This window comes from Aureimonas pseudogalii (assembly GCF_014196835.1).
GTDB classification, from domain to species: Bacteria; Pseudomonadota; Alphaproteobacteria; order Rhizobiales; family Rhizobiaceae; genus Aureimonas; species Aureimonas pseudogalii.
Window position 1 is genome coordinate 191,713 of the sequence record NZ_JACIEK010000006.1, and the last position, 26,045, is coordinate 217,757.

Below are 26,045 nucleotides of genomic sequence, written 5' to 3' on the forward strand. Positions count from 1 at the left end.
CGAGGACGACCCCGGTGCCTTTCCGCCCGACCCATCCCGCTATTTCCGCTGCGCTCACCGAGCGTGAATATCACGAGCCGACGCCCGTTCAGGACGCGGTGATCGAGCCCAACGCCGAAGGCCGCGACCTTCTCGTTTCCGCGCAGACCGGCTCCGGCAAGACCGTCGCCTACGGCCTGGCGCTCGTCTCGACGCTGCTTGGCGACAGTGACGCGCTGCCCGAGGCCGGCGACCCGCTCGCGCTTATCGTGGCGCCCACTCGCGAACTCGCGCTTCAGGTCCAGCGCGAACTCGAATGGCTCTACGCCAAGATCAACGCGCGGGTCGTCACCTGCGTCGGCGGCATGGATCCGCGTGCCGAGCAGAAGGCGTTGGCGCGCGGCGCTCATATCGTCGTCGGCACGCCCGGCCGCCTGCGCGATCATCTCGAGCGCGGACGTCTGCGCATCGCGAACCTCAAGGCCGTGGTTCTCGACGAAGCCGACGAGATGCTCAATCTCGGCTTCCGCGAGGATCTCGAGTTCATTCTCGAGGCGACCCCCGCCAGCCGTCGCACGCTGATGTTCTCGGCCACGCTGCCGAAGTCGATCACGGCGATGACCAAGCGCCACCAGAAGGATGCGCTGCGGATCGAGGTGACGGCGGGCACCAGCAGCCACGTCGACATCGAGTATCGTGCCATCCGCGTCGCACCGACCGAGGTCGAGCATGCGGTCGTCAACCTGCTGCGACAGTCCGAGTCGCCCTCGGCGCTCGTCTTCTGCAACACGCGCGAGCAGGTGCGCCACCTCCACACCGGCCTGCTCGATCGCGGCTTCGCCGCCGTCGCGCTGTCGGGCGAGCTCGGCCAGTCCGAGCGCAACCAAGCGCTCCAGTCGCTGCGTGACGGCCGTTCGCGGGTCTGCGTGGCCACCGACGTCGCCGCCCGGGGCATCGATCTGCCGAGCCTCGGCCTCGTCATCCACGCCGAACTGCCGAACGACGCCGAGACGCTGCAGCATCGATCCGGCCGCACCGGACGCGCGGGCCGCAAGGGCGTCTCCGTGCTGCTCGTGCCGCTGTCGCGCCGCCGCAAGGCCGACCGACTTCTCACGGAAGCGCGCATTCGCCCGATCTGGGGCGCCGCGCCCTCGGCCGAAGAGATCCGGGAGCTCGACCGCCAGCGCCTGCTCGACGATCCCATCCTGACGGACGAGCCGAGCGAGGAGGATCTGGAACTCGGCCGCGAGCTGCTGCGCAAGCGTCCGGCCGAAGAGATCGCCGCCGCCTTCGCCCGCGTCTATCGCCAGCGCCTGCCCGAGCCGGAAGACGTCTACGATCCCGGCGAGCCGCGTTCGGTGAAGGGCGGCCGCGACTCGGCCGACGGCAAGCCCGACCGCCGCGAGCGCCCGGAAGGCGAAGCCCCGCGCAGCCGCTCCAACGGCCCGACGGTCTGGTTCCACCTCGACATCGGCCGCAACAACAATGCCGACCCCAAATGGCTCCTGCCGCTGCTCTGCCGTCGCGGCAAGATCACACGCGACGACATCGGCGCCATCCGCATCTTCGACAAGGAAACGAAGTTCGAGATCGCGGAAGCCGCCGCCAAGCGCTTCGCCGCGAGCGCCGAGGGCACGGACGACGACATCACCATCACCTTCGCCGATGGGGCTCCGCCGGCCGGGCGTCCCCAGGACCGGCCGGGCCGCTCGCGCCCGCCGCAGCACCCGCGGCCCGCAGCGCGCAAGACCGACGACGCCGGTCCGCGCGGCTCGTTCAAGGCGCAGGGCAAGCCCCGCCGCCCCCGTCCCGCCAAGGGCTGATCGGTTGATTGGGGTGGCGACCGAGACCCAGGTTTGTGGTCTTGGTCGCCACGCCGTCGGCCCTTCTGGTCGTCCCGCAGAACCACTCCGCCAAGCGCAGCCCCGCCATTTGGTCGGTTGGCAGACGGGGTATGCGACGTGGCACCGGCTGGCCCATCGAAAGAACCGACGCACGATTGATTGCACGTCTTGGATGCAAGTTTTGATCGCGTTAGTCACTCCAGCGCGTAGGCCAGGCATCAGGGCTCCCACTTGCGTGGTTTAGGCCCACCAGAGACTCAACGCGGACACGCTGCAGCAGGCTTCATCACCTCGCACGCGATGGAAACAATCAGCCGTAACGGCACGCAGTTCGATGACGCTGCCGCAAAAATCACGCGCTCGAAGATCAGGTGGTGAACGCCGGCTCATCGAGATCGGGCCACTCGAACGGCGAAGCTTTCGAGACGTCCGCGACATTACGATTCATCTGCGAATGTCGACGTGATCGTCCGAAACATCGGCTCGGAGCTGCCGCACCATCGTTCGTCACGACTTGCGTCGCCTGCGGGCGTTGCGAAAAACGTCAACCGCAGACGCTGCGATCGATGAAGACCGAACTCGTGCTGCCCTCGACGCGATAGCGGTATTCGACGCTGCCGATCTCGCGCGTCCGCAGCGAGCGGCCCCAGACCTTGCACTTCTCGTCCCGCCCGGAATCTCGGATCATCCGCATGTCCAGCCGGGCGTCGCCGAGGAAGGTCAGCGTCACGCGGCGACCATCGAAGCCGACGTCCTCGAGCACGGTTCCGTCGGACTGGTCGGCCGGAAGCGTGGCTCGCAATTCCGCGATCGTTTCCCCGACGCGCCCCTGCACCGGGGCGAAGGCGAGAGCGTCGATCTGCTCCGACGCGAAGTAGAGCGATGCGAATGTCGCGCCGGCAAAGCCGACGACCTGAAGCCTACGATCTCGGAACGCCTGCACGACCATACTCCGTCGGCTCAAACTCACATGCGAACCGATTTATCACCTATTTGTTGCACTGCGGCGACGGGCTCGCCCGATCGCGCCCGGTTTGTCCACAGGCGCATGAACCCTGTGGATTACCGCTGCCGTTGACGATGGCGCATGCGCAACCCTTCGGCGCGGGCCGGCAAGAGGCGCTCGGCGCAGTGAAGGCACGAGACGCCTTCCTCGTAGGTCGCGAGCTTCGTCTCCTCCGGTGTCAGCGGCTCTCCACAACCGAAGCATCGGTGCCATTCGGCTTCCGCCACCGCCGGCCCGACCGCCGTGCGGGCATCGAAGACGTAGCATTCGCCGTTCCATCGGCTCTCCGCTTCCGGCACGTCCTCGAGATATTGGAGAATGCCGCCCTTCAGGTGGAAGACTTCCCGAAAGCCCTTGGCCAGCATGAAACTGGACGCCTTCTCGCAGCGGATGCCTCCGGTGCAGAACATCGCGACCTTCGAATGGCGCGCCGGATCGAGTTCGGTTTCCACGAAGGCCTTGAACTCGGTGAAGCTGTCGATCCCGGGATCGACGGCATTGGCGAAGGTGCCGACCCGCGTCTCGTAGCGATTGCGCGTATCGAGAACGAGCACCTTGGGGTCGTCGATGACGGCGTTCCAGTCTTCGGGGCGGACATAGGTGCCGACGCGCACGCTCGGGTCCGCCTCGGGCGCCCGCATGGTGATGATCTCGGGGCGAATGCGAACCTTCAGGCGCACGAAGGGCCGCACGCTCGCCTGCGAGAATTTCACCTCGCCTTGGCGGATGCCGAGCCGGCGATCGAGTTCAGTGACCACCTCGTCGATCGCCTCCCTCGCTCCCGCGATCGTGCCGTTGACGCCCTCGCCCGCCAGCAGCAGCGTGCCGTAGACGCCGCGAGCTTCGAGATAGGCCAGCAGGTGCGCCCGCTCGGCGGGCAGATCCGCGATGGGGACGAAACGGTAGAGGGCGGCGATGGTCCAGGTCATGCCCGCCTATATCGCGGGTCGCGGCGCTCTTCAAACCGGGCGATGCTCCGGCTTGACTTCACCGCGCGCGGGAGCGACGCCCACGCCATGACGCTTTCCCTCGACATGGACTTTCATCCGGAGCACGGCCGGCCCACGGAGGTCGCGCCGGGCGTGCGCCGGATCACGGCGCCGAATGCCGGGCCGATGACGTTTCAGGGCACGAACACCTATCTCGTGGGCAGCGACGCTTTCGTGGTGGTCGACCCCGGCCCGGCCGATGAGCGCCATCTCGCGGCCCTGCTGCAAGCGATCGGCGATCGCCCCGTCGAGGCGATCCTCGTGACCCATACCCATGTCGATCACAGCGCCCTCGCCCGGCGCCTCGCCGACGAGACGGGCGCGCCGCTCGTGGCAGAAGGGCTGCATCGTCTGTCGCGCGCCCTGCTCGACGGCGAGGTCAACCCGCTCGACGCCGCAGGCGACTGGGCGTTTCGCCCGGACCTCATCCTCGCGGACGGCGCAACACTGACGACGCAGGCGGGGCGCTTCACCGGCGTCGCCACGCCCGGCCACGCCGCCAACCATATGGCCTTCGCGCTGGAGGACACCGGGCTTGTCTTCTCGGGCGACCACGTCATGGCATGGTCCACCAGCGTCGTGGCGCCGCCGGATGGGCGCATGTCGGACTTCATGCGCTCGCTCGATCGCCTTCTGGAGCGCGACGATCGTCAATACCTGCCGGGGCATGGCGGCCCGGTGGAGCGCCCGCAGGCCTTCGTGCGGGCCTTGAAAACGCATCGGCGCATGCGGGAAGCGGCGATCCTGGAGCGGGTACGCGGCGGCGACCGCACGATCGCGCAGATCGTTCGACAGATCTACCGCGGCACCGACCCGAAGCTGCACGGCGCGGCGGCCCTCTCGGTGCTCGCCCATCTGGAGGATCTCGTGGAGAAAGGCGTCGTCGTCGCCGAGACCGCCGTTTCGCTCACGGCCGAGTATCGTCCGGCTTGATCGCTCTCAGCCCTCCGGCGTCACGCCTTCCAGCACGTCCATGCTCGATTCGAGACGAGCGAGAAACGCCTGCACGATGCGCCGGTTCTGCCCGAGATCACGCTCCAGCACGCGCGATTGCGAGCGCATGTCGACATAGGTCGTGTTGCCGTCTTCCACGATGCGGATCGTGACGTCGCTCGGCAGCGCCAGGATCGGCATGTAGGCCGTCCCGCTCACGGTGAACTCGTCGGCGTCCAGCCCCGCGAAGCGATCGACGGGCTGCATGGGATCGACCGTGGAGCGCGGCGTCGGAATGGGCGCCGAGACCGTGCCGGTCACGCCGAGATCGCCGGGCGCCGGTCGCGGCGCCGCCGAGGTCTCGACATCCTCGATTTCCATACCGGACGCCGCCATGGCGGTGCGCACCGCGCCGTAGACGACGGTCGCGGTGGCCTGAAAGTCGCGGCCGACGAGAACGTCGGTGCCGTCTGCCGGCGAAGAGCCCGCCGAGGCCGGTGAAACCGTGCCGCTCGCCAGCCCGATCGTCTCGGCGAAATTGCCTTCGGGGTAGCGCGCGAACAAGGCGCCGAGACCGACGAAAGGCAGCGCCGCAAGACAGCCGACGACAAGCGCGGCCACGGCCCGCCCGCCGCCCATCGCGCCGCGATGCCAGACGATCGCGATCGCCACGATCGCCGTCAGTAGCCCGACGAGCGCGAACGCTCCCGCCAGCGCGAGCGAAAAGGACAGCGTGTCGAGGTCGAGCAGATGGAAACGGTAGAACAGCACCGAGGTCGGAACGAGGACGAGCGCGAACAGTCCGGCCGACCAGGCGGCGTCGGCGCTTGTCGCCCGTTGTCTGAGGTAGTGTCCGGCCAAGGGTCACCCGTTCCGTTCAATGCCTGCTCAGCCTATCAGACGCGGGTATCGCCAGACAGGGCCTCGACGCCCGGCAACCGGTAGGCTTCGAACTGCCGTCGCAGCGCCATCTTCTGAATCTTGCCGGTGGCGGTATGGGGGATCTCGTCCACGAAGGCGACGTCGTCGGGCATCCACCACCGCGCCACCTTGCCGGCCATGAAGTCGAGCATCGCCTCGCGCGTCAGCGCCGATTCGGGCCGTCGAACCACCACGAGAAGCGGGCGCTCGTCCCATTTGGGATGGGCGATGCCGATCACCGCGGCCTCCAGCACGTCGGGATGGCTGACCGCGAGATTTTCGAGGTCGATCGACGAGATCCATTCGCCGCCGGACTTGATGACGTCCTTGGCGCGGTCGGTGATCTGCATCGTGCCGTTCTCGTCGATATGGGCGACGTCGCCGGTGTCGAACCAGCCATCCGTATCGAAGGCCTCCCCACCCGTTCCGCGGTGGTAGGCGCTGGATACGGCGGGACCGCGCACCTTGAGGCGGCCGAAGGTCTTGCCGTCGCGCGGCAGTTCGCGGTTCTCGTCGTCGGTCACCTTCATCTCGACGCCAAACGGCACCTGCCCCTGCTTCTGCTTGCGATCGAACAGAGCCTCGCCGGTCTGCCCCGCCGTCTCCGGCCGCGCGACGTTGAGCGTGCCGAGCGGGCTCGTCTCGGTCATGCCCCAGGCATGCACGACCTCGACGCCGTAGAGTGTCTCGAAGGTCTCGGTGACGATGCGCGGACAGGCTGCGCCGCCGATCACCACGCGCTGGAGGTCGGGCAACAGCGCGCCGCTCGCCTGAAGATGCTGAAGCAGCATGAGCCAGACCGTCGGAACGGCGGCCGAGAAGGTGACGCGCTCGCCGACGAGAAGCTCGCAGATCGACGCGCCGTCCATCTTGGGGCCCGGCAGCACCATCGTCGCACCCACCATCGGGCAGGAAAACGCGATGCCCCAGCCATTGGCGTGGAAGAGCGGCACCACCGGCATCACGCGCGAGGGGCTCGAAAGATTCATCGCGTCGGGTTGGATCGCGATGAAGGAGTGCAGGATGTTGGAGCGGTGCGAGTAGACGACGCCCTTCGGGTTGCCCGTCGTGCCCGAGGTGTAGCACATGCCGGCGGCGTCGCGCTCGTCCACCTCGACCCAGCGGAAGTCCGCGTCGGCCTCATCGAGCCAGTCTTCGTAGGCGACGAGATCGAGCGTGCTGTCCGGCAGATGCGCGGCGTCGGTCAGCACGACGATCTTGCGCAGACTCGGCACGCGCGGCGCGATCGCCTCGAGAATCGGAATGAAGGTCAGGTCGGCGAAGATCATGCGATCCTCGGCGTCGTTCATGATCCAGGCGATCTGATCGGGAAAGAGGCGCGGATTCAGCGTGTGGTAGACGGCGCCGACACCGAGGATGCCGTACCAGCATTCGAGATGGCGCCATGTGTTCCAGGCCATCGTGGCGACGCGCTCGCCCCGCCCGATGCCCTCCATGTCGAGCCGCCGCGCCAGCCGCAGCGCCCGTTCGCGAACCGCGGCGTAGGTGGTGCGGTGGATCGGCCCCTCGACCGACCGCGACACGACCTCTCGGCGTCCGTGATGGAGCGCCGCGTGATCCAGCACCTTGGTGCATAGAAGCGGCCAGTCCTGCATCAGTCCGAGCATGCCCGGATCCTCCCTCGTCTCGATGCGCCTTCGATCCGACGCTTGGGAAACGAGGATTTCGGTTCGGCCGCGCTTTGTCCAGTTCGCAGGGGTCGCCGACGAGAACAGCCGATCACGTTCGCAAGGGGATCAGATGCGACCGCGCGTCTTCGGCGCGGCAGCCGCTCGCAACGCCCGCTCGAATCGGATGGCGGCCTGCGCGGCGGCGAGCCGGGCGATGGGCACGCGGTAGGGCGAGCACGACACGTAGTCGAGGCCCGTCTGCTCGAAGAAGGCGATCGAGGCGGGATCGCCGCCATGCTCGCCGCAGACGCCGAGCGAGATGTCGGGCCGGGTGCGCCGCGCCTTCTCGACGCCGAGGGCGATCAGCTCGCCCACGCCGTCGATGTCGAGCGACTGGAACGGATCGCGCTCGATGATGCCCTGCCGCTCGTAGGTCGAGAGGAAGTTGGCCGCGTCGTCGCGCGAGATGCCGTAGACGGTCTGCGTCAGGTCGTTGGTGCCGAAGGAGAAGAAGTCGGCGACCTCGGCGATGGTGTCGGCGCGCACGATCGCGCGTGGCAGCTCGATCATCGTGCCGACGAGATAGGTGAAGCTCTGGCCGCGTTCGGCGGCGACGAGTTCGGCAACCTCGTCGACCCGCGCCTTCACGAAGTCGAGCTCCTTGCGCAGGCCCACCAGCGGCACCATGATCTCGGGCACTACCGCCTTGCCCTTCTTCTCGCCGGCCTCGATGGCGGCCTCGAAGATGGCGCGCGCCTGCATCTCGACGATCTCGGGATGCGAGATGGCGAGGCGGCAGCCGCGATGCCCGAGCATCGGGTTGAACTCCTGCAGCGCCTCGATCCGCTCCGTCACGACGGCCACGCTGATGCCGAGCATGACCGCGGTCTCGGCGATCTCCTGCTCGCCCTTCGGCAGGAACTCGTGGAGCGGCGGGTCGAGCAGGCGGATCGTGACCGGCAGGCCGGCCATGATCTCGAAGAGCTCGACGAAATCCGAGCGCTGGATCGGCAGAAGGCGGTCGAGCGCGGCCCGTCGCCCCGCCTCGTCGCGCGCCAGGATCATCTCGCGCATCATCGAGATGCGCTCGCCCTCGAAGAACATATGCTCGGTGCGGCAAAGGCCGATGCCCTCGGCGCCGAAGGCCCGCGCGGCGCGCGCCTCGGCCGGGGTCTCGGCATTGGTGCGCACGCGCATGCGCCGGGCGCGGTCGGCATATTCCATCAGCGTCGCGAAATCGCCGGTCAGCGAGGGACGGCGCAGCTTCGGAGAACCGCTGATCACGTCGCCGGTGGAGCCGTCGATCGTCAGCCAGTCGCCGGCATGCAGCACGCGGCCGAGCGCCACCAGCGTGCCCGCCTCGGCGTTGACCCGCAGCAGACCCGCGCCGGTGACGCAGGGCTTGCCGATGCCGCGCGCGACCACGGCGGCATGGCTCGTGGTGCCGCCGCGCACCGTCAGCACGCCCTCGGTCACATGCATGCCGTGGACGTCTTCCGGCAGGGTCTCGTTGCGCACGAGGATCGACTTTCGACCCTCGGCGGCCAGTGCGATCGCCTGTTCCGAGGTGAAGACGATCTGCCCGCTGGCGGCACCCGGCGACGCCGGCATGCCGCGACCGATGACGAGGATTTCCTCGCCGCGCTCGATCGTGGGATGCAGAAGCTGGTCGAGCGAGGATGGCTCGATGCGCAGCAGCGCATCTTCCTCGGTGATCAGGTTCTCGCGCACCATCTCGACGGCGACGCGGATACCTTCCGCAACGTTGCGCTTGGCGATCCGCGACTGCAGCAGGAACAGCTCGCCGTCGCCCACCATGAAGTCGATCTCGCAGACGTCGCCCATATGGGCTTCGACACGGCGCACATGGTTCGCGAGGGCTTCCAGATCGGCCGGAAACGCAAGGCCATCGCGCGCGACCGTCGCGAGATCCAACGGTTCGGCGCGCTGGCCGATCACCTCGCCGGTGCCGCGCCCGCCAAGCGAGAACTCTCCCGTCAGAACCGCCTGACCCGACTTCAGATCGCGCGAGATGGCGCGTCCGGTGCCGGAATTCTCGCCGCGCTCGTTGAAGATCATCGCATGCACGGTGACCGCCAGCCCGGCATTCTCCGCGACGCCGTGCACCATGCGGAAGGCCCGCGCGACCGGCGTCCGCCAGCTGGCGAACGAGGCTTCCACCACGTGGTAGAGTTGCTCGAGCGGCGTCTGCGGCATGGCTGCGCCGAGCTCGTCTTCGACGAAAGAGAGGTAGGCCGAGATCAGCGCGCGCCAGTCCACCAGCGACCGCGGCTCGATCCCCTCCCATCCCGCGCGGGTGCGCTCGGCGTCGGCGACGTCGTCGAACTCGCCGGGGTCGAGGCTGTGGACGAGGCTGCAATAGCTCTCGATGAAGCGTCGATAGGAGCGGAAGGCGAAGCCGAGATCGCCGAGTTCACGGGCCAGCCGCTCCACCGTGCGGTTGTTCAACCCGACGTCGAGGACGGTGTCGGCGAGCCCCGGCATGACCGAACGGGCGCTCGTGCGCACGGCCAACAGCAGCGGACGCTCCGCCCCGTCGAAGATGCGTCCGGTCACGCCTTCAAGCCATTCGATCGACGCGAGAAGCTCGTTGCGAAGCGGAGCTGGAAGCGCTCCGCTCGTCGCCGCTTCGCGCCAGGCGCTCGTCGAGATCGTGAAGCCAGGGGGCACCGGGAGATCGAGCGAGGCCAGAAGTGCGAGGTTCGACCCTTTCAGGCCCAGCGCTTCGCTCGCGTCGGCCGTCCGGTCCGCGGCTCCGCGCCTGAACGTGAAGAGTCTCTTCGCCATGGGGTGTCTGGTTCGCCGCTCGGTGCCGCCGGAAGCCGGATCGATCCGCCCGGCCTACCCTTCTACGCCAAACGTCGGCCGACGCCAATTGTTGCACCGCAACATACCGAATCCCGTACCGCCACCCTTCCGCGGCACGAAATCCGGAGCGGCAGCCGGGACGCGTCAGAGATGCTTTTCGATTACCGCCGCCATCTGGTCGGCCGACAGGGCCCCGGCGTACTTGTCGCCGTTGACGAAGAAGGTCGGCGTCGCGCTGACGCCATAATCCGACTGGCCGGCCGCCTGGACGGCGACGACCTTGCCCTGCAGTTCGGTGTTCTGCAGGCAGGCCTTGAACTGGTCCTGGCTCATGCCGGCCAGCTGCGCGATCTTCAGAAGCGCCACGGAAGCGTTCTCGGCTGCGGCCCATTCGCCCTGTTGGTCGAACAGGACGTCGACCATCGCGGTGCGGCGCTCGTCGCCGGCGCAGCGCGCGAGCATGAAGGCGGCCACGGCGCGCGGATCGAACGGGAACTCGCGGATGATCAGCTTGGCCTTGCCGGTGTCGAGATAGTCCTTCTTGATCGCGGGATAGGACTCCGTATGGAAGTCGCGGCAATGGGTGCAGGTCATCGACGCGTATTCGACGATCGTCACGGGCGCGTCGGCGTTGCCGATCACCACGTCCGGCAGCGCCTGCGGCGACATCAGCTTGGAGACGTCGACGCTCCCGTCCGAGGTCGGCGCGGTGGCGGCGGCCGGGTTCGTGGCGCGCTCGGTCGCGGCAGGTGCGGCCGGCGTCGTCTGTGCACTGGCGACTGATGCGAAGCCGAGGGCCGCGAAGGCCACGCCGGAAATCAGAAGGGCACGCGCCGCCGAACGCAAGCGAGGAGCGCGATCGGCTGAGGTCTGGCGGTCGGACATGGCGGCGGCGGCCTTTCGTGCATGGGGTTCGACGGCGAATCCCTTCCGATCGCGACCTAGCGCATCGATTGTGGCAAAACCACCGGAAACGCTGCCGCCTCCGCCGCAACTCGCGGTGATCGGTCAGTCTTCGGGTGGAGCGGTGCGGGCGGCGTTGCGGCCGAGGATCCCCTCGCCGAAGCGTTCGAGCGCCGCCTTCAGCCGCGGGTTCTCGATGCGCGAGGTGGCCTCGGCGATGGTGGTCCGATCGGTGGCGGTGAGCGGGCGGATCGCAACCTTCCGGTTGGGCCGCTCGATCCGTACGGGCCGCTGCACGATCTTCAGCCGCGACACCGCCGGATAGCCGAAGAAGGCATTGACGCGCGCGATCAGCTCGCGCGATTCGTGTTGCAGCCGCAGCACGAAGGCGCCCTCGCAGGCCACCGTCAGCGTCGCCGGCTGAAACTCGCCGTCGCGGCTCGTGCCGCCGTCGGCCTTGGCCCATTGCAGCTTCTCGGGTCGGCACCCCTCGTGCAGCCTCTGCCCGGCGATCTCCGGCCAGGCGGCCAGCAGGCCCGAGGTCATGCCGGCCTTCTTGGCGACGATCGGATCGACGAGATCGGACACGAGATCGCCGAGCGGTCGCGCGCCCCTGCGCGAGAACGAGAAGGAGGCCGGGCTCGGTGTCTTCACCCGCTTCATCGGCTTTGGCTCGGCGCATGGCGAGCCGCTAGCGTCTCCCGTCGCAGTTTCGTCAGCAATACGGACATCGTGCCGAACACGGCGATCAGCGTCCACTCGTTGAGCAGCACGCCGTGGAAGCTGCCGAACAGGACGAGGAACGCCACGAGAACGCAGGCCGTCTCGCGCTCCAGTTGGTTTGCGCGAGAGCGGAACACGGCGACGAGGAAGGCCGCGAAGACCGAAACGAGAAGCGCGAAGCCGATCAGCCCGCTCGACAGCGCCTCGTCGAAGAAGAAATTGTGCAGGTGCTCGTAATAGGTGACCATGTAGGCGTTGCCGCCCGCTTTCTCGGCCACCCGGTCCATCCGCACGGTGCCGCCGACGCCCAGCCACGGATGCTCGGCGAGGACGCTCGCGGCCGAACGCCACATCACGAGGCGCACGTCGGCCGAGCCCGTGACGTTTCCCGTCGCCTCGAAATTCTTGAGTTCGACGACACCGGCCTCGAACCGGTTTGCGACGATGCTGCCAACGGGATAGGCGCCGACCACGACGACCGCGGCGATGGCGCCGAGGAGCGTCCACGTCTGCTGCCGCGTCCGGCGGCGTAGGGCGAACAGGGTGTAGAGGTCGAGCACGGCGGTCATCAGCATGAGCACGAGCGCGGCGCGGGTTCCGCTGAGCACGATCGGAACCGTCGCGAGATAGGTCCAGAGCGGGCCGTTGGGCAGGAACCGCAGCGGGCGCTGCGCCGGAAGGCGGGCCGCGAGGCCGACGATCCCGGCGACGAAGGCGAAGATCGCCTCGTTGACGCCGAGGCCGACGCGCCCGCCGATCATCGCGAACTGGATGGGCGTCGCCACGAGCAGCACGAGCAGGCCGATCCGTGCGCCGGTCGCCAGCGCGTCGAGCGGCCGGCGCACGAGGCAGAGGCCGAGCGGCAGGAAGACGAGCGCGAGCTCCAGCCCGGCATAGGAGAGCACCCGGTTGCCGGCGATCGGCTCGCCGCGCGCGAGGCTGAGGCCGATCTGCCAGAGCGCCCAGGCCGAGAGCGTGACGGCGAAGGCCGGCGTCCACTGGCGGATCGTGCGATGGCGGATCGCGGCGAGATAGATCCCGCAGACCGCGAAGAGGATAAAGACCACCTTGCCGATCGACAGCATGGCTGCAAGCGCCGCGAAGCCGGCCGCCAGCAGCACGGCATCGAAGCGGCGCCGCGACAGAAGGATGCGTCGGATCGTCATGTGTCGTTTCCCTTCGCGGCCCCGGCGAACCATGCACGGCGCACGAGATCGAGCGTGCGGAACCCCAAGGTCGGCAGTCGCCGCCAGGGCTTCAGCTTCATCGCGCCGTATCGCCGCCCGGCCTGCGTCAGGCTCGACTTGGAATGGGCCCCGAACCGCACGAGATCCGGCCAGATGTCGCGCGTGCGCAGGCCCGTCGCCCAGCCGCGTTCGAGCGCCACGTCGTAGGGCAGCCGCATCGGCGTCAGCGCGTTGGCGAGGCGCGCAGCGGCTTCGCGCCGGACGACGTAGGCGGCGGCGCTGCCGGTCGGCCCGAACAGCGCGGCGTAGAGCGCCCGCCCGTGTGGCAGGGTGCGCAGGCGTCGCTTGGTCGGCTGGCGATGATGGGCGAAGCGCACGACGTCCCAGTCGTCCCGTTGCCCCAGCGCCTCCAGCACGGCGAGAAGTTCGGGCTGCGGCGCGATGTCGTCCTCGAAGATCACCCCCGCATCCGCCGCGCTCGCCGCGATGGCGCGAAGCGCCGCGAGGTGGCTGACATAGCAGCCATATTCGCCGTCCATCGGCTGCTTGCCATGGTCGCGCAGGAAGCCGGCGAGATCGAGATCGTGCCGCGCCTCCGGCGGCACGGTCTTTCCATCGACCGCGGGGCTCCGTATCAGATCGATGCCGAGCGCGGCCGCGTCGGCCCTGATGGTGGACAGGCGTTCGGGGGACCGGTCGAGATTGATGACGAAGAAATCGATCTTCACGAGGCAAGCCCAGGCTGCGGACGGGACGCTCGCCCGAGGCGCCCCGGATGAACGCCCTCCCCGGCCAAGTCAAGCGAGCCCGGCCGGCGCGGCCCTCTCTACGGCGCTTCTCGACTGGTACGACCGCCACGCCCGCGATCTGCCCTGGCGTACCTCTCCGGCCGACCGCAAGCGTGGCATCCGGCCCGATCCCTATCGCGTCTGGCTGTCGGAGGTGATGCTTCAGCAGACCACCGTGGCGGCGGTGAAGAGTTACTTCCAGACCTTCACCAAGCGCTGGCCGACGGTGGCGGACCTCGCGGGCGCGCCGGACGAAGCGGTGATGGGCGCCTGGGCCGGCCTCGGCTACTACGCCCGCGCCCGCAATCTCCTCGCCTGCGCCCGCGTCGTAACGCTCCAGCACAACGGCCGGTTTCCCGAGACGGCGGAGGAGCTGCGGGCGCTGCCCGGCATCGGCGACTACACCTCGGCTGCCATCGCGGCGATCGCCTTCGACGAGCCGGCAGCGGTGGTGGACGGCAACATCGAGCGGGTGACGACGCGCCTCCATGCGATCGAGACGCCGCTTCCGGCCGCCCGCAAGGCGATCCGCGCCTTCGTCGACGCCATGACGCCAAGCCTTCGTCCGGGCGACTTCGCGCAGGCGATGATGGATCTCGGCGCCACGATCTGCACGCCGCGTCGTCCGGCCTGCGTGCTCTGTCCAGTATCCGCGGGTTGCCGGGCGCGGATGGAGGGTCGGCCGGAGGAGTTTCCCCGCAAGCTCGCCAAGAAGGCCAAGCCGGCGCGCATCGGCGCCGCCTTCGTCGCCCGCCGGGCGTCGGACGGGGCGGTCTGGCTGCGCCGGCGACCGAGCACGGGCATACTCGGCGGCATGAGCGAGCCGCCCTCCACCGACTGGTCGTCGCGAATGGACGGCGGGACCGGCCGCGACGCCGCACCCTTTGCCGCGGGGTGGCGACTCGCCGGCAGCGTCGCGCACGGCTTCACGCATTTCGATCTCGTCCTCGAAGTTTGGACTGCCGAGATCGACGCCGACCCCGCGACCGAGGGCTGGTGGGCGACGCCGGCCTCTCTCGTGGACGAAGCTCTGCCGACACTGATGCGCAAGGCCGTCGCGGTCGCCGAAAGCACGGCGCCGGCAACGAAGGAAAGATCGCGATGACCATCCGCCACGTCGTGTTCGATATCGGGCGCGTTCTCGTGCACTGGGATCCCGAGATCCCCTATCGCCGGCTCATTCCCGACGAGCGGGAGCGCGCGGCGTTTCTCGCCGAGATCTGCACGGCGGACTGGAACCTCGAACAGGACCGGGGCCGATCCTGGGCCGATGCGGAGGCCGCGCTCCTCGCCCTCCATCCGGGCCAGGAAGCACTCATCCGCGCGTTTCGCCTGCATTGGCACGAGATGGTGCCGCATGCGCTGGACGAGACGGTCGCGATCTACCGGCGCCTGATCGAACAGGGAGCCGACGTCACGCTGTTGACGAACTTCGCGGCCGACACCTACGTGGAGGCTGCCGAGCGTTTTCCGTTTCTGGCGCAGGCGCGCGGCGTCACGGTGTCGGGACGCATCGGGCAAATCAAGCCGGATCGCGCGATCTTCGAGCACCACGCCGAAAGCTTCGCACTCGATCCCGCCGCCACCTTCTTCGTCGACGACAACGCGGCGAACGTCGCCGGCGCCCGCGCGGCCGGTTGGGACGCCGTGCTCTTCACGGACGCCCCGACGCTGCGCGCAGACCTTAGCCAGCGCGGCTTCGCCGTCTGATCAGACCGCTGCGGCCGCCATCTGGTCGCGGACGATCTGGCGCAACTCGTCGATGACCCGCAGGCGCCCGTCCTCCTTCACGTGCCAGAAGGTCCAGCCGTTGCAGGCATCGAGCCCCTGCACCTTCGCTCCGATGCGATGGATCGATGCGGCCTCGCCATTGGCCGCGATCGTGCCGTCGGCGCGCACGCGCGCCTGCCAGCGGCCGCGCGCGTCCGTCAGTTCGGTGCCCGGCGCCACGAGACCGGTCTCGACGAGCGTCGCGAAGGGCACGCGCGGCTCGGCGCGCTTGCCGCTGGTCATCGCCAGCACGGCGTCGTCCAGCGGTTCCACCGACAGGATGCGGTCGGCCGCCGCCTCGATGTAGTCGTCCTCCCGCTCGATGCCGACGAAGTTGCGCCCGAGGCGCTTGGCGACGGCCCCCGTGGTGCCCGTGCCGAAGAACGGGTCGAGGATCGTGTCGCCGGGGCGGGTCGAGGAGAGGATGACGCGGGCGAGCAGCGCCTCGGGCTTCTGCGTCGGATGAACCTTGTGCCCGTCCTCGCCCTTCAGGCGCTCGCCGCCCGAGCAGATCGGGAACAGCCAGTCCGAACGCATCTGCGTGTCGTCGTTGGCCGCCTTCATCGCATCGTAGTTGAACGTATAGGCTTTGGCGTTCTGGTCGCGCGAGGCCCAGATCATCGTCTCGTGCGCGTTCTGGAAGCGACGGCCGCGAAAGTTCGGCATCGGGTTCGATTTGCGCCAGACGACGTCGTTCAGCAGCCAGAACCCGAGATCCTGCATGATCGCGCCGACGCGGAAGATGTTGTGGTAGGAGCCGATCACCCAGATCGTGCCGTTCGGCTTCAGGATGCGCCGCGCCGCCAGCAGCCAGGCGCGGGTGAACGCGTCGTAGGCCGCGAAGCTCTCGAACTGGTCCCAGGCGTTGTCGACCGCATCGACCTTCGACTGGTCAGGACGGTGCAGGTCGCCGCCGAGCTGCAGATTGTAGGGCGGATCGGCAAAGATCGCATCGATCGAGTTGGCCGGCAACGCCGCCATGCGCGAGACGCAGTCCCCCTTGATGATCGTGTTCAGCCACTCGGGCGAGGCGGAAACGCTCGACGCTCGACGAAGATTCGACATGGACACCACCCGTTACTCGACACTCGGCTTGTGGGTGTCATGGTTACCGAACGGGCTTAACGGGAGGTGAAGGCGCGCCCTCAAATCGCGGTGGGACGCTGCCTTGCGGCCCGCGCGGGTGTTCTTCCCGGCCCCGCCATGTTAACCGAACCGCCATTCACCCTCCGGTTCGATGCCCTCAGGAGCGCATGCGATGGCTCTCTCCCTCATCATGTTCGATTGCGATGGCGTGCTCATCGATTCCGAGATCATCGCGGCGCGGGTCGAGGCCGAGCGCCTCGGCGAACTCGGCTACGAGATCACCGCCGAGGAGATCGCCGAGCGCTTCGCCGGGCTGACGCTGCTGCGCATGATGGAGCTCTTGGCCGAAGAGTCCGGCATGAACTTCCCGGACGATTTCGCCGCCAAGACGGACGCCGAGATCGAGAAGCGGCTGGCGAGCGACATCACCGCCATCGCCGGAGCGGCGGAGATGCTGGACAGGCTCGACCTGCCGCGTTGCATCTGCTCGAATTCGATGTCGATGCGGCTCGAGATGTGCCTGCGCAAGGTCGGGCTCTGGGACAAGTTCCGCCCCTACGTGTTCTCGGCGCTGGAAGTCGGCACCAAGCGCGGCAAGCCGGCGCCGGACGTCTATCTCTTCGGGGCCGAGCAGTTCGGCGTCTCGCCGCGCGAGGCCGTGGTGATCGAGGATTCGGTGCACGGCGTGGCCGCGGCGAGCGCGGCCGGCTGCCGCGTGGTCGGTTTCGTCGGCGGCAAGCACACCTACCCAGGTCACGGTGACGCGCTGACCGAGGCGGGCGCCGAGACGATCATCCGCCGGCTGTCGGACTTTCAGGCCGTGGTGGAAGCCTTCGCCGAATGGGAAGCCGCCTGACGCGGCTTCTACCCGTGACGGCCACCGGCGCGTCTCAGCTTCGCGGCTGAGCCGCCGGTTTGGCGCCGGCTGGCGCCCCCTCGTCGAACCCCGCGAACACGACGAGCGTCTTGCCGGCCGGCACGGGAATGCGGATGGCGCGATCGACATAGCTGAAGCTCTGCGGACCACCGGCGGGATCGGTGGAGACGGACACCTGCCCCAGCTTGCTGTAGGCGACTTTTCCGGCATCCACGATGGCGATGCGGATCGGCAGCTGGGTCGTGCCCGGCTTGGCAGAAAGGCCCGGCACGAGGCGCCCAGCGACGCCGATCTCCATATAGAGTTGCCCGTCTTTGACCCGGCAGGAGCGCGTCGTCGAAGCGATCGACGCGATGTACTGAAGATTGTCGCCGGCACCCCGGCGCAGGATGGCGGTGCCCTCGCGAAGGCTCACCTGCGGGCAGTAATCGGGCACCACCCCGGCGCTTTCGGCCGTCTGGACCGGGCGCACCACCGGCGGGGCCGCCGGTGTTCCCGTGCCCGACGTGCTGCAGGCGGCAGTGAGCAGACCGGCCGCGACGACGCCGGCGAGCGTCGAACTCTTGGAAACCAGAGACATATGCATCCCGCGGTTCTTCCCTTATCGTGGTGGGCCGTTCTATATCAGGCTGCCTGTCGCGTTGCGACCGCCACCGTCCGGAAAACGAGGGCTTTCCCCGACCGACGATGAGAAGCGGCCCGGACAGGGCCGATGGGAGTAGTCGTGAGATATGTGAGTTCGCGGGGCGAAGCTCCGATCCTGGGTTTCGCGGACGTTCTTCTGGCAGGTCTTGCCAGCGATGGCGGCCTCTATGTTCCCGAAACCTGGCCGACCATCACGCCGGAGGCCATCGCGTCCTTTGCCGGGCGCTCCTATGCCGACGTGGCGATCGAGGTGTTGACGCCGTTCGTCGGCGAGGACATCCCGGCCGCCGACCTCGAGCGCATGGTGCGTGAGGCCTACGCGACGTTCCGCCACCCCGCCGTGGCGCCGCTGGTGCAGATCGGCGACCGGCACTTCGTGCTCGAACTGTTCCACGGACCGACGCTCGCCTTCAAGGACGTGGCGATGCAGCTGCTCGCGCGGCTGATGGACCACGTGCTCGCCGAGCGCGGCCAGCGCGCCACGATCGTCGGCGCCACCTCGGGCGACACCGGCGGCGCGGCGATCTCGGCCTTCGCCGGCAGCGACCGAACCGATATGTTCATCCTCTTTCCCAAGGGCCGCGTCTCGCCGGTGCAGCAGCGCCAGATGACGACGTCGGAGGCCGCTAGCGTCCATGCCGTGGCGATCGAGGGCACGTTCGACGACTGCCAGGCCATGGTGAAGGCCATGTTCAACGACCGGGCCTTCCGGTCGGAAGCGGCGCTGTCGGGCGTCAATTCGATCAACTGGGCGCGGATCATGGCCCAGATCGTCTATTACTTCACGGCCGCCGCCAGCGTCGGCGCGCCGGCGCGCAAAGTGTCCTTCACCGTGCCGACCGGAAATTTCGGCGACATTTTTGCCGGATACGCTGCCAAGCGCATGGGGCTGCCCGTCGATCGTCTGATCGTCGCGACCAACGAGAACGACATTCTCGAGCGCACGCTGCGCACCGGGCGCTACGAGATGGAGGGCGTCCACGCCACCATGTCGCCCTCGATGGACATCGAGATCTCGTCCAATTTCGAGCGGCTCCTCTTCGACGCCGGCGGCCGCGACGTGGATGCCCTGCGCTCGATGATGCAGCAGCTGCAGCAGTCGCGCGCCTTCACGATTCCCGAGGCGACGCTCGACGCCATCCGCGCCGAGTTCGACGCCGGGCGCACGAGCGAGACGCAGACCGCCGAGACGATCCGCGCCTATCTCGGCACCACCGCCTACCTCCTCGACCCCCACACCGCCGTCGGCGTCGCAGTGGCGGACGCGCATATCGGTGACGTCGCGATGATCACGCTGGGAACGGCGCACCCCGCCAAGTTCCCGGCCTCGGTGAAGGCGGCCTGCGGCATCGAGCCTCCGTTGCCGCCGAGCCATGGCGACCTGATGACGAAGGGCGAGCGGTTCGACGTCCTGCCCAACGATCTTGCGGCGCTGCAGGCCTACATTCGCGAACGCAGTCGGGCCGTCCGGCTGGGAGCCGCCGCATGAGCGTCGAGATCACCCGTCTGTCGAACGGCCTGACGATCGCCACGGAGACGATGCCGACGCTGGAAAGCGCCGCGCTCGGCGTCTGGGTGAAGGCCGGAGCGCGCGACGAGTCGCCGAGCGAGCACGGCATCGCGCATCTCCTCGAACACATGGCCTTCAAGGGCACCACGCAGCGCAGCGCGCGTCGCATCGCCGAAGAGATCGAGGACGTCGGCGGCGAGCTCAACGCCTCCACCAGCGTCGAAACCACCGCCTACTACGCCCGCGTGATGAAGGACGACGTTCCGCTCGCGATCGACATCCTGTCCGACATCCTGCTCGATTCGCGGTTCGAGGCGGAGGAACTCGAGCGCGAGCAGCAGGTCGTGCTGCAGGAGCTCGGCGCCGCCGAAGACACGCCGGACGACATCGTCTTCGACCATTTCCAGGAATCGGCCTTCGCGGGCCAAGTGATCGGGCGTCCGATCCTCGGCACGCGCGAGAGCGTGCGCTCCTTCACGCCGGCGGATCTGCGCACCTATCTCGATCGGCATTATTCGCCAGGCGAGATGATCGTGTCCGCGGCCGGTGCCGTGTCGCATCAGGACATCGTCGACCGCGTCACGGCGGCGTTCGGCGACATCGCCAAGCGCCCTGCGAGCGCTTCGCCGCGCGAGACCGCACGCTACAGCGGCGGCGAGTTTCGCGAGCAGCGCGACCTTGCCGACGCGCAGATGGTGCTCGGATTCGAGGGCCGACCCTACTACAAACGCGACTTCTACTCGGCGCAGATCCTGTCGATCATCCTCGGCGGCGGCATGTCGTCCCGCCTGTTTCAGGAGGTCCGCGAGACGCGCGGCCTCTGCTACGCGATCTCTGCCTTCCACTGGAGCTTCTCCGATTCCGGGATCTTCGGCGTACACGCCGCAACAGGAGAAGAGGAACTCGCCGAACTCGCGCCCGTGATCGTCCAGGAGCTGGTGAAGGCGGCCGAAGGCATCACCGAGAAGGAAGTCGTTCGCGCGCGCGCACAGATGCGCTCCAGCCTCCTGATGAGCCAGGAAAGCCCGGCCTCGCGGGCCGGACAGATGGCCCGCCAGCTGATGTTCAACGGCGCGATCATCTCGAACGGCGAACTGCTGGACCGGCTCGGCGCCATCACCGCCCCGCGGCTGGCGGATCTGGCGGGCGCCATGTTCCTCGACGCGGTGCCGACGCTGGCCGCGATCGGGCCGGTGACGCATCTGCCCGCGCTGTCCGACCTGATGGGCGCGACGCGCTCCGGCCGGGCCGCCCACCCGCTTCCGGCGGCAGCGAACGGCTGATCGCCGGACGGGGTGCGATGAGGTTGTTCGACTGGACCCAGGCCGCGGCACGCCCCGTCCTCGCCGGTCGCGACGTCACGCTCCGCATGCCCCGCCTCTCGGACTACGAGGCGTGGCGTTCGCTGCGCGAAGAAAGCCGGTCCTTCCTCATGCCGTGGGAGCCGCTCTGGAGCGAAGGCGAACTCACGCGCGCCGCCTTCCGCCTGCGGCTGCGACGCTACCATCTCGATGCGCGCGAGCGCACCGGCTACACGTTCTTCGTCTTCGATGCCACCGGGCGACGCCTGCAGGGCGGGCTCACGCTCGGGCGCATCCAGCGCGGCGTGGCCCTCTCGGCGACGCTTGGCTACTGGATGGGCGCCCGCTATGCCGGCCAAGGCGTGATGTCGCGTGCGGTCGAGACCGTGTGCCTCTTCGCCTTCGAAGTCGAGCAGCTTCACCGGATCGAGGCCGCGTGTCTGCCCAGCAACGCCCGCTCGATCCGGCTCCTCGAAAAATCCGGTTTCCGGCGCGAGGGCTATCTGCGAGACTACCTCAGAATCGCCGGTGTCTGGGAGGATCATCACCTGTATTCGCTGTTGGTCGACGACTGGTCTGCCCGGAACCCGCCGGTCGATTCGGCATGACCTCGATCACCGCCACCCGCGAGAACAAGGTTCCGTCTCCCTTCATGCCGCATACCCGACGCCTCCTGATCCTCCTGCTCTGCCTTTTGAGTTCGTTCGCCGGAGTCGGTCCGAGCCTCGCGCTCTCGCCGGTCAGCATCGGGCGCGAGGACGTCGCGATCGATCTGCTGCCCGCCGTCGATCTTCACCCCAATCGCGGTGCCAATTTTCAGGTTTCCACCGTCCCCGGAAACGACGGCATCGTGCGGCGCATCGAGGTGGAATCGAGTTCCGCCAATCCGTCCGGAAACTGGGCGGTCTTCGCGCTCGCCAACAACACCGATGGTCAGATCGACCGCCTCGTCGTCGCGCCGCATTTTCGACTGTCGCGATCCGGGTTGATCTGGCCCGATCTCGGCGCCCAGCGCATCGCCGCGATCACGCCCTCGGAAGGCTTCGCGCTCGACCGTCAGGACAGCCCGGAGGCCGACGTCTTCCTCGTGACGCTCGACCCCGGCACCATCATCACCTTCGTCGCCGAACTGTCGTCGGATCGCCTGCCGGAGATCCGGCTGTGGGAGCCCAACGCCTATAAGGACACGATCAACGCTTTCACCCTGTATCGCGGCATCGTGCTGGGCATCGCGGGTCTGCTGGCGGTGTTCCTGACGATTCTCTTCGTGGTGAAGGGGTCGCCGATGTTCCCCGCCACGGCGGCGCTGGCCTGGGCCGTGCTCGCCTACATCTGCATCGACTTCGACTTCTGGCAGAAGCTCGTACCGATCGTGCCCGGCGAGGAGCGGATCTGGAGGGCCGGCACCGAAGTCGCCCTCGCCTTCTCGCTCGTCGTCTTTCTCTACGCCTATCTGAACCTCAACCGCTGGCACGGCATCCTCTCGGCTTTCACCGCGCTGTGGCTGACCGGGCTCGGCGGCCTCGGCGTCCTCGCCGCCTTCGATCCGCCGATGGCGTCCGGCATCGCCCGCATGTCGTTGGCGGCGACCGCGGGGATCGGGTTCCTTCTCATCCTCTCGCTCTCCGTCGTGCGCTACGATCGCGCGATCATGCTGATCCCGACCTGGATCCTCATCCTGTTCTGGCTCGCCGCAGGCTGGTTGACGGTGACCGGGCGCATCGACAACGACATCATCCAGCCGGCGCTCGGCGGCGGCCTCGTGCTCATCGTACTCCTCATCGGCTTCACCGTGATGCAGCACGCCTTTGCCGGCGGCACGTTCGGCAGCGGCCTCCTGTCGGACATGGAGCGGCGCTCGCTGGCGCTGGCCGGTACTGGCGACGCGATCTGGGACTGGGACGTCGCGCGCGACCGTATCTTCGCGGGATCGGACGCCGACAGCCTTCTCGGCATGCCGGTGGGCGCGATGAACGGACCGGCGCGCGACTGGCTGCCGATCCTCCATCCCGACGACCGTGACCGCTTCAAGGTGACGCTCGACACCATCCTCGAACACCGGCGCGGCCGCATCTCGCAAGACTTCCGCGTGCGCAGCGACGACGGTCACTACCACTGGATGAGCCTGCGCGCGCGCCCCGTGCTCGGCTCCAACGGCGAAGTCGTGCGCTGCGTCGGCACCTTGAAGGATGTGACGGAGCGCAAGAAGGCCGAGGAGCGCCTTCTCCACGACGCCCTGCACGACCAGCTAACCGGCCTACCGAACCGCGAACTCTTCATCGACCGTCTCGATTCCATCGCCGCGCTGGCGGCGACGCGCCCCGACGTCCGCCCCACCCTCTTCGTCATCGACATCGACCGCTTCAAGCAGGTGAACGACGATTTCGGCATCGCCACCGGCGACACGATCCTCCTCACCGTCGGGCGACGCCTGAAGCGCGTGTTGAAGCCGCAGGATTCGCTGGCGCGCCTCTCCGGCGACCAGTTCGGCCTGATTCTCATGTCGGAGAGCGAGGTCGGTGCCGTCGGCGCCTTCGCCGAGACGCTGCGCGACGTCGTGCGCGCGCCCATCGCCTTCGGCGAGCGAGACATCATCCTGACCGCCTCGGTCGGCCTGACTGCCTGGACCGAGGGGGCCGGTGCCGACGAGGTGCTGCGCGAGGCGGAGCTTGCGACCTATCAGGCCAAGCGCCTCGGCGGCGACCGGATCGAACCGTTCCGCCCCTCGTTCAAGACGCATGCGTCGGGCCGCGTCGAATTGGAATCGGACCTTCGCCGCGCCTTCGGTCGCAACGAGCTGACGCTGGCCTTCCAGCCCATCGTCAAGCTCGCCACCGGCGAGATCGTCGGGTTCGAGGCACTGATGCGTTGGCAGCACGCCAAGCGCGGCCCGGTCTCGCCCGCCGAGTTCATTCCCATCGCCGAGAACACCGGACTGATCGTCCAGCTCGGCCAGTTCGCGCTGGACGAGGCGGTGCGCCGCCTCTCCGACTGGCAGAAGCTGCCCGGCCAGTCCAAGCTCTTCTGCTCGGTCAACATCTCCAGTCGCCAGCTGATCCGCCAGGATCTCGTCAACGACGTGCGCCAGATCCTCAAGCGATACGGTATCGCCCCGGAGACGCTGAAGCTCGAACTGACCGAATCTCTGGTGATGGACAATCCAGAGCGCTCGGCCAAGCTGCTCGACAATCTCAAGCAGATGGGCGTCGGCCTGTCGCTCGACGACTTCGGCACCGGGTACTCGTCGCTCTCGTACCTGATGCGTTTCCCGTTCGACACGCTGAAGATCGACCAGTCCTTCCTGCGCGGCGACGCGCAGCCGCAGCGGCCCATCATCGTTCAGTCGATCGTGACGATGGCGCACCAACTGGGGCTCGCCGTCGTGGCCGAAGGCGTGGACAACGAACTCGACGCCGGTCGGCTGCGCCAGCTCAACTGCGAATACGCGCAGAGCTACATGTTTTCGCCGCCGCTGACGGCCGAGGAGGCGCGTCGTCGACTGCAGGACCGCACGACCAAGAAGGCGAGCTGATGGATCGGGTGGCGGTCGTCAGGCGTGCCCGGCTTCGCTCGTCAGGAAGGCCGGATCGACGCCGAGGATGCCGAGCGCCCGGCTGTACTTGCCGTCGAGTTCGGCGTCGAACAGGATCGAGAGATCGGCGGGACAGGTGAGCCAGCCATTCGCGGCGATTTCGGCCTCCAGTTGGCCTGCGCCCCATCCGGCATAGCCGAGCGCCATGATCGCGGTGGACGGCCCGATGCCCTTCGAGATCGCCTTCAGGATGTCGAGAGTCGGCGTCAGCGCGATGCCTTCGTCCACCGAGACCGTTGATTCGGAATCGTAGTCGTCTGAATGGAGGACGAAGCCGCGCCCGCGCTCGACCGGTCCGCCCATGCAGACGGAGACCTCGCGGCCCCGACCGGGCAACCGGATCTCGTCCTCGTTGTCGACGATGTCGAGTTGCGTCAGCAAGGCTGCAAAGCTCAGTGGTTGCCCCTTGTTGATGACGAACCCCATCGCTCCGTTCGACGAATGGGCGCACACGTAGACGACGCTGCGAACGAAGCGCTCGTCGTCCATGCCGGGCATGGCGATCAGAAAGTGTCCCTCGAGAGACGAGGTTTCGTCGGATCGACTGCGCATCTTTTCCAGGTCCATGGGAGGAAGATAGAGATGTCCGGTCGCTTTTGCACCTGCGACGTGACGTGTGCCTCCATCCGATCCGATCGAGGCCGCGCCATCGCCGCCGAACCGCGTGGAGGCGGCGCGTCGATGTCCGACACCTTGCCAAGCAGCCTTGCGCGACGCCGCTCGCGGCTGTTGGCCAGGAGCGTGATCGCGCTTCTGGCCCTTTCGCACGGCGCCCGCGCCGCAGACCAGATCCGACACGAGGCGGCCACGGTGACGCTCCGCCTGCTGCCCGCCGACGAGACCGGCGAGGTGCGGGGGGCGCTCGTCATCGATCTCGAGCCGGGCTGGAAGACCTACTGGATCGCCCCCGGCCCGGTCGGGTTGGCGCCCGATCTGCGGTTCGATCGGTCAGCCGGCCTTGGCCCCGTCGCGGTCGATTACCCGGTTCCGATCCGGTTCCACGAAGGGTCCGACGTCAGCGTCGGGTATGATGCCCCCACGGCCTTCGCCCTGCGCAGTTCATTAGCCACCGGCGCCTCTCCGGTGTTGAGGGCGGATCTCCTCCTCGGCGTCTGTCGCGAGATCTGCGTGCCCCTGCAGGCCAGCCTCGAAGCGCGCCCCGACCCCGGCCTATCGTCCCAAGCCGCCGTCGCCTCCGCCTTCGCAGCCCTGCCGGACGAAGCGCCCACGTCCTCGACGATCGCGGCCCGCCTGTCGCCGGACGGGCGAGAGATCGCGGTGACCACCGACCTCCCACGAACTGACGGAGCGCTCGCTGCGCTCTTCGTCGGCGGTCCGGCCGGGTGGACGTTCGGCCTTCCCGTCGCGCACGACGACCCGGCCCATCCCGGCATGCTGGCCTTCACCATTCCGGTGGAGCGGCGCTCCGTCGGCCCGTCGGGCAGCCTCCACGTCGATTTGCTGTTGACCTCCGGCGAGACCGCCCGATTATCCCGCTCGCTCGCCGTCTCGCTGCCATGAGACTCGCGAG

At 68.1% G+C, this 26,045-nt stretch carries 22 protein-coding genes; 10 read left to right on the forward strand and 12 right to left on the reverse strand.

Features of this window, described 5'->3' with window-relative positions; translation table 11 throughout:
- Nucleotides 1-14 precede the first annotated feature (14 nt).
- Nucleotides 15-1,802 carry a DEAD/DEAH box helicase gene (locus GGR04_RS13045; protein ID WP_312857449.1) on the forward strand — a complete coding sequence of 596 codons (1,788 nt, stop codon included), beginning with the start codon at nucleotides 15-17 and terminating at the stop codon, nucleotides 1,800-1,802.
- 565 nt (nucleotides 1,803-2,367) lie between these two features.
- On the opposite strand, the gene GGR04_RS13050 is transcribed toward GGR04_RS13045, so the two are convergent.
- Nucleotides 2,368-2,766 (reverse strand): hypothetical protein, encoded by a 399-nt coding sequence (locus GGR04_RS13050; protein WP_183200319.1) that lies wholly within the window; start codon nucleotides 2,764-2,766, stop codon nucleotides 2,368-2,370.
- A 119-nt stretch (nucleotides 2,767-2,885) separates the two neighbouring features.
- Nucleotides 2,886-3,758 carry an oxygen-dependent tRNA uridine(34) hydroxylase TrhO gene (gene trhO / locus GGR04_RS13055; protein ID WP_183200320.1) on the reverse strand — a complete coding sequence of 291 codons (873 nt, stop codon included), beginning with the start codon at nucleotides 3,756-3,758 and terminating at the stop codon, nucleotides 2,886-2,888.
- An 87-nt stretch (nucleotides 3,759-3,845) separates the two neighbouring features.
- Here trhO and GGR04_RS13060 point away from each other — a divergent pair, with 87 nt between their 5' ends.
- Nucleotides 3,846-4,751 carry an MBL fold metallo-hydrolase gene (locus GGR04_RS13060; RefSeq protein WP_183200321.1) on the forward strand — a complete coding sequence of 302 codons (906 nt, stop codon included), beginning with the start codon at nucleotides 3,846-3,848 and terminating at the stop codon, nucleotides 4,749-4,751.
- A 6-nt stretch (nucleotides 4,752-4,757) separates the two neighbouring features.
- Here the strand turns inward: GGR04_RS13060 and GGR04_RS13065 are convergent, their stop codons facing one another.
- The 7 genes from GGR04_RS13065 to GGR04_RS13095 form a co-directional block, all read right to left on the reverse strand.
- Nucleotides 4,758-5,612, reverse strand: a complete 855-nt coding sequence (locus GGR04_RS13065) for a DUF1499 domain-containing protein (RefSeq protein WP_183200322.1) — start codon at nucleotides 5,610-5,612, stop codon at nucleotides 4,758-4,760.
- Nucleotides 5,613-5,647: 35 nt separating this feature from the next.
- Entirely contained in the window at nucleotides 5,648-7,300 is a 1,653-nt protein-coding gene (locus GGR04_RS13070; RefSeq protein ID WP_183200323.1) for a long-chain-fatty-acid--CoA ligase, read from the reverse strand.
- Between the two features lie 129 nt (nucleotides 7,301-7,429).
- Nucleotides 7,430-10,111, reverse strand: a complete 2,682-nt coding sequence (gene ppdK / locus GGR04_RS13075) for a pyruvate, phosphate dikinase (protein WP_183200324.1) — start codon at nucleotides 10,109-10,111, stop codon at nucleotides 7,430-7,432.
- Between the two features lie 165 nt (nucleotides 10,112-10,276).
- Nucleotides 10,277-11,017: a DsbA family protein gene (locus tag GGR04_RS13080; protein ID WP_183200325.1), complete on the reverse strand. Its 741-nt coding sequence runs from the start codon at nucleotides 11,015-11,017 to the stop codon at nucleotides 10,277-10,279.
- 123 nt (nucleotides 11,018-11,140) lie between these two features.
- Nucleotides 11,141-11,698, reverse strand: coding sequence for a DUF721 domain-containing protein (locus GGR04_RS13085; protein ID WP_183200326.1), 558 nt, complete (start codon nucleotides 11,696-11,698; stop codon nucleotides 11,141-11,143).
- Nucleotides 11,695-12,924 carry an O-antigen ligase family protein gene (locus tag GGR04_RS13090; protein WP_183200327.1) on the reverse strand — a complete coding sequence of 410 codons (1,230 nt, stop codon included), beginning with the start codon at nucleotides 12,922-12,924 and terminating at the stop codon, nucleotides 11,695-11,697. Before GGR04_RS13090 ends, GGR04_RS13085 begins: the two co-directional genes overlap by 4 nt.
- On the reverse strand, nucleotides 12,921-13,673 hold the full coding sequence (locus GGR04_RS13095) for a glycosyltransferase family 25 protein (RefSeq protein WP_183200328.1): 753 nt from the start codon (nucleotides 13,671-13,673) through the stop codon (nucleotides 12,921-12,923). Before GGR04_RS13095 ends, GGR04_RS13090 begins: the two co-directional genes overlap by 4 nt.
- Between GGR04_RS13095 and mutY the strand changes: the two genes are divergently transcribed.
- Both mutY and GGR04_RS13105 read left to right on the forward strand, forming a co-directional pair.
- Nucleotides 13,651-14,838, forward strand: coding sequence for an A/G-specific adenine glycosylase (gene mutY, locus GGR04_RS13100; protein ID WP_183200329.1), 1,188 nt, complete (start codon nucleotides 13,651-13,653; stop codon nucleotides 14,836-14,838). The two genes, GGR04_RS13095 and mutY, sit on opposite strands and share 23 nt — an antisense overlap.
- Nucleotides 14,835-15,443: an HAD-IA family hydrolase gene (locus GGR04_RS13105; RefSeq protein ID WP_183200330.1), complete on the forward strand. Its 609-nt coding sequence runs from the start codon at nucleotides 14,835-14,837 to the stop codon at nucleotides 15,441-15,443. The genes mutY and GGR04_RS13105 overlap by 4 nt, the downstream gene beginning before the upstream one ends.
- Here the strand turns inward: GGR04_RS13105 and GGR04_RS13110 are convergent, their stop codons facing one another.
- A complete protein-coding gene (locus tag GGR04_RS13110) occupies nucleotides 15,444-16,568 on the reverse strand; it encodes a site-specific DNA-methyltransferase (RefSeq protein WP_183200331.1) in 1,125 nt (374 codons plus the stop codon).
- A gap of 193 nt (nucleotides 16,569-16,761) precedes the next feature.
- On the opposite strand from GGR04_RS13110, the gene GGR04_RS13115 reads away from it, so the two are divergent.
- Nucleotides 16,762-17,445, forward strand: coding sequence for an HAD family hydrolase (locus GGR04_RS13115; RefSeq protein ID WP_183200332.1), 684 nt, complete (start codon nucleotides 16,762-16,764; stop codon nucleotides 17,443-17,445).
- Nucleotides 17,446-17,479: 34 nt separating this feature from the next.
- Here GGR04_RS13115 and GGR04_RS13120 read toward each other — a convergent pair whose 3' ends face one another.
- A complete protein-coding gene (locus GGR04_RS13120; protein WP_183200333.1) occupies nucleotides 17,480-18,052 on the reverse strand; it encodes a hypothetical protein in 573 nt (190 codons plus the stop codon).
- A gap of 126 nt (nucleotides 18,053-18,178) precedes the next feature.
- Between GGR04_RS13120 and thrC the strand changes: the two genes are divergently transcribed.
- Genes thrC through GGR04_RS13140 form a run of 4 tightly spaced genes read left to right on the forward strand, consistent with a single transcriptional unit; the run spans nucleotide 18,179 to nucleotide 24,454 of the window.
- Nucleotides 18,179-19,600 carry a threonine synthase gene (gene thrC, locus GGR04_RS13125; protein ID WP_183200334.1) on the forward strand — a complete coding sequence of 474 codons (1,422 nt, stop codon included), beginning with the start codon at nucleotides 18,179-18,181 and terminating at the stop codon, nucleotides 19,598-19,600.
- Complete coding sequence (locus GGR04_RS13130) at nucleotides 19,597-20,904, forward strand: M16 family metallopeptidase (RefSeq protein ID WP_183200335.1); 1,308 nt, start codon at nucleotides 19,597-19,599, stop codon at nucleotides 20,902-20,904. Before thrC ends, GGR04_RS13130 begins: the two co-directional genes overlap by 4 nt.
- 17 nt (nucleotides 20,905-20,921) lie before the next feature.
- Complete coding sequence (locus GGR04_RS13135; RefSeq protein WP_183200336.1) at nucleotides 20,922-21,530, forward strand: GNAT family N-acetyltransferase; 609 nt, start codon at nucleotides 20,922-20,924, stop codon at nucleotides 21,528-21,530.
- A 44-nt stretch (nucleotides 21,531-21,574) separates the two neighbouring features.
- Nucleotides 21,575-24,454, forward strand: a complete 2,880-nt coding sequence (locus GGR04_RS13140; protein ID WP_183200386.1) for an EAL domain-containing protein — start codon at nucleotides 21,575-21,577, stop codon at nucleotides 24,452-24,454.
- 18 nt (nucleotides 24,455-24,472) lie between these two features.
- Here GGR04_RS13140 and GGR04_RS13145 read toward each other — a convergent pair whose 3' ends face one another.
- Nucleotides 24,473-25,066 carry a YqgE/AlgH family protein gene (locus tag GGR04_RS13145; RefSeq protein ID WP_246393142.1) on the reverse strand — a complete coding sequence of 198 codons (594 nt, stop codon included), beginning with the start codon at nucleotides 25,064-25,066 and terminating at the stop codon, nucleotides 24,473-24,475.
- A gap of 129 nt (nucleotides 25,067-25,195) precedes the next feature.
- Between GGR04_RS13145 and GGR04_RS13150 the strand changes: the two genes are divergently transcribed.
- Entirely contained in the window at nucleotides 25,196-26,035 is an 840-nt protein-coding gene (locus GGR04_RS13150) for a protein-disulfide reductase DsbD domain-containing protein (protein ID WP_183200338.1), read from the forward strand.
- Nucleotides 26,036-26,045: the final 10 nt, after the last annotated feature.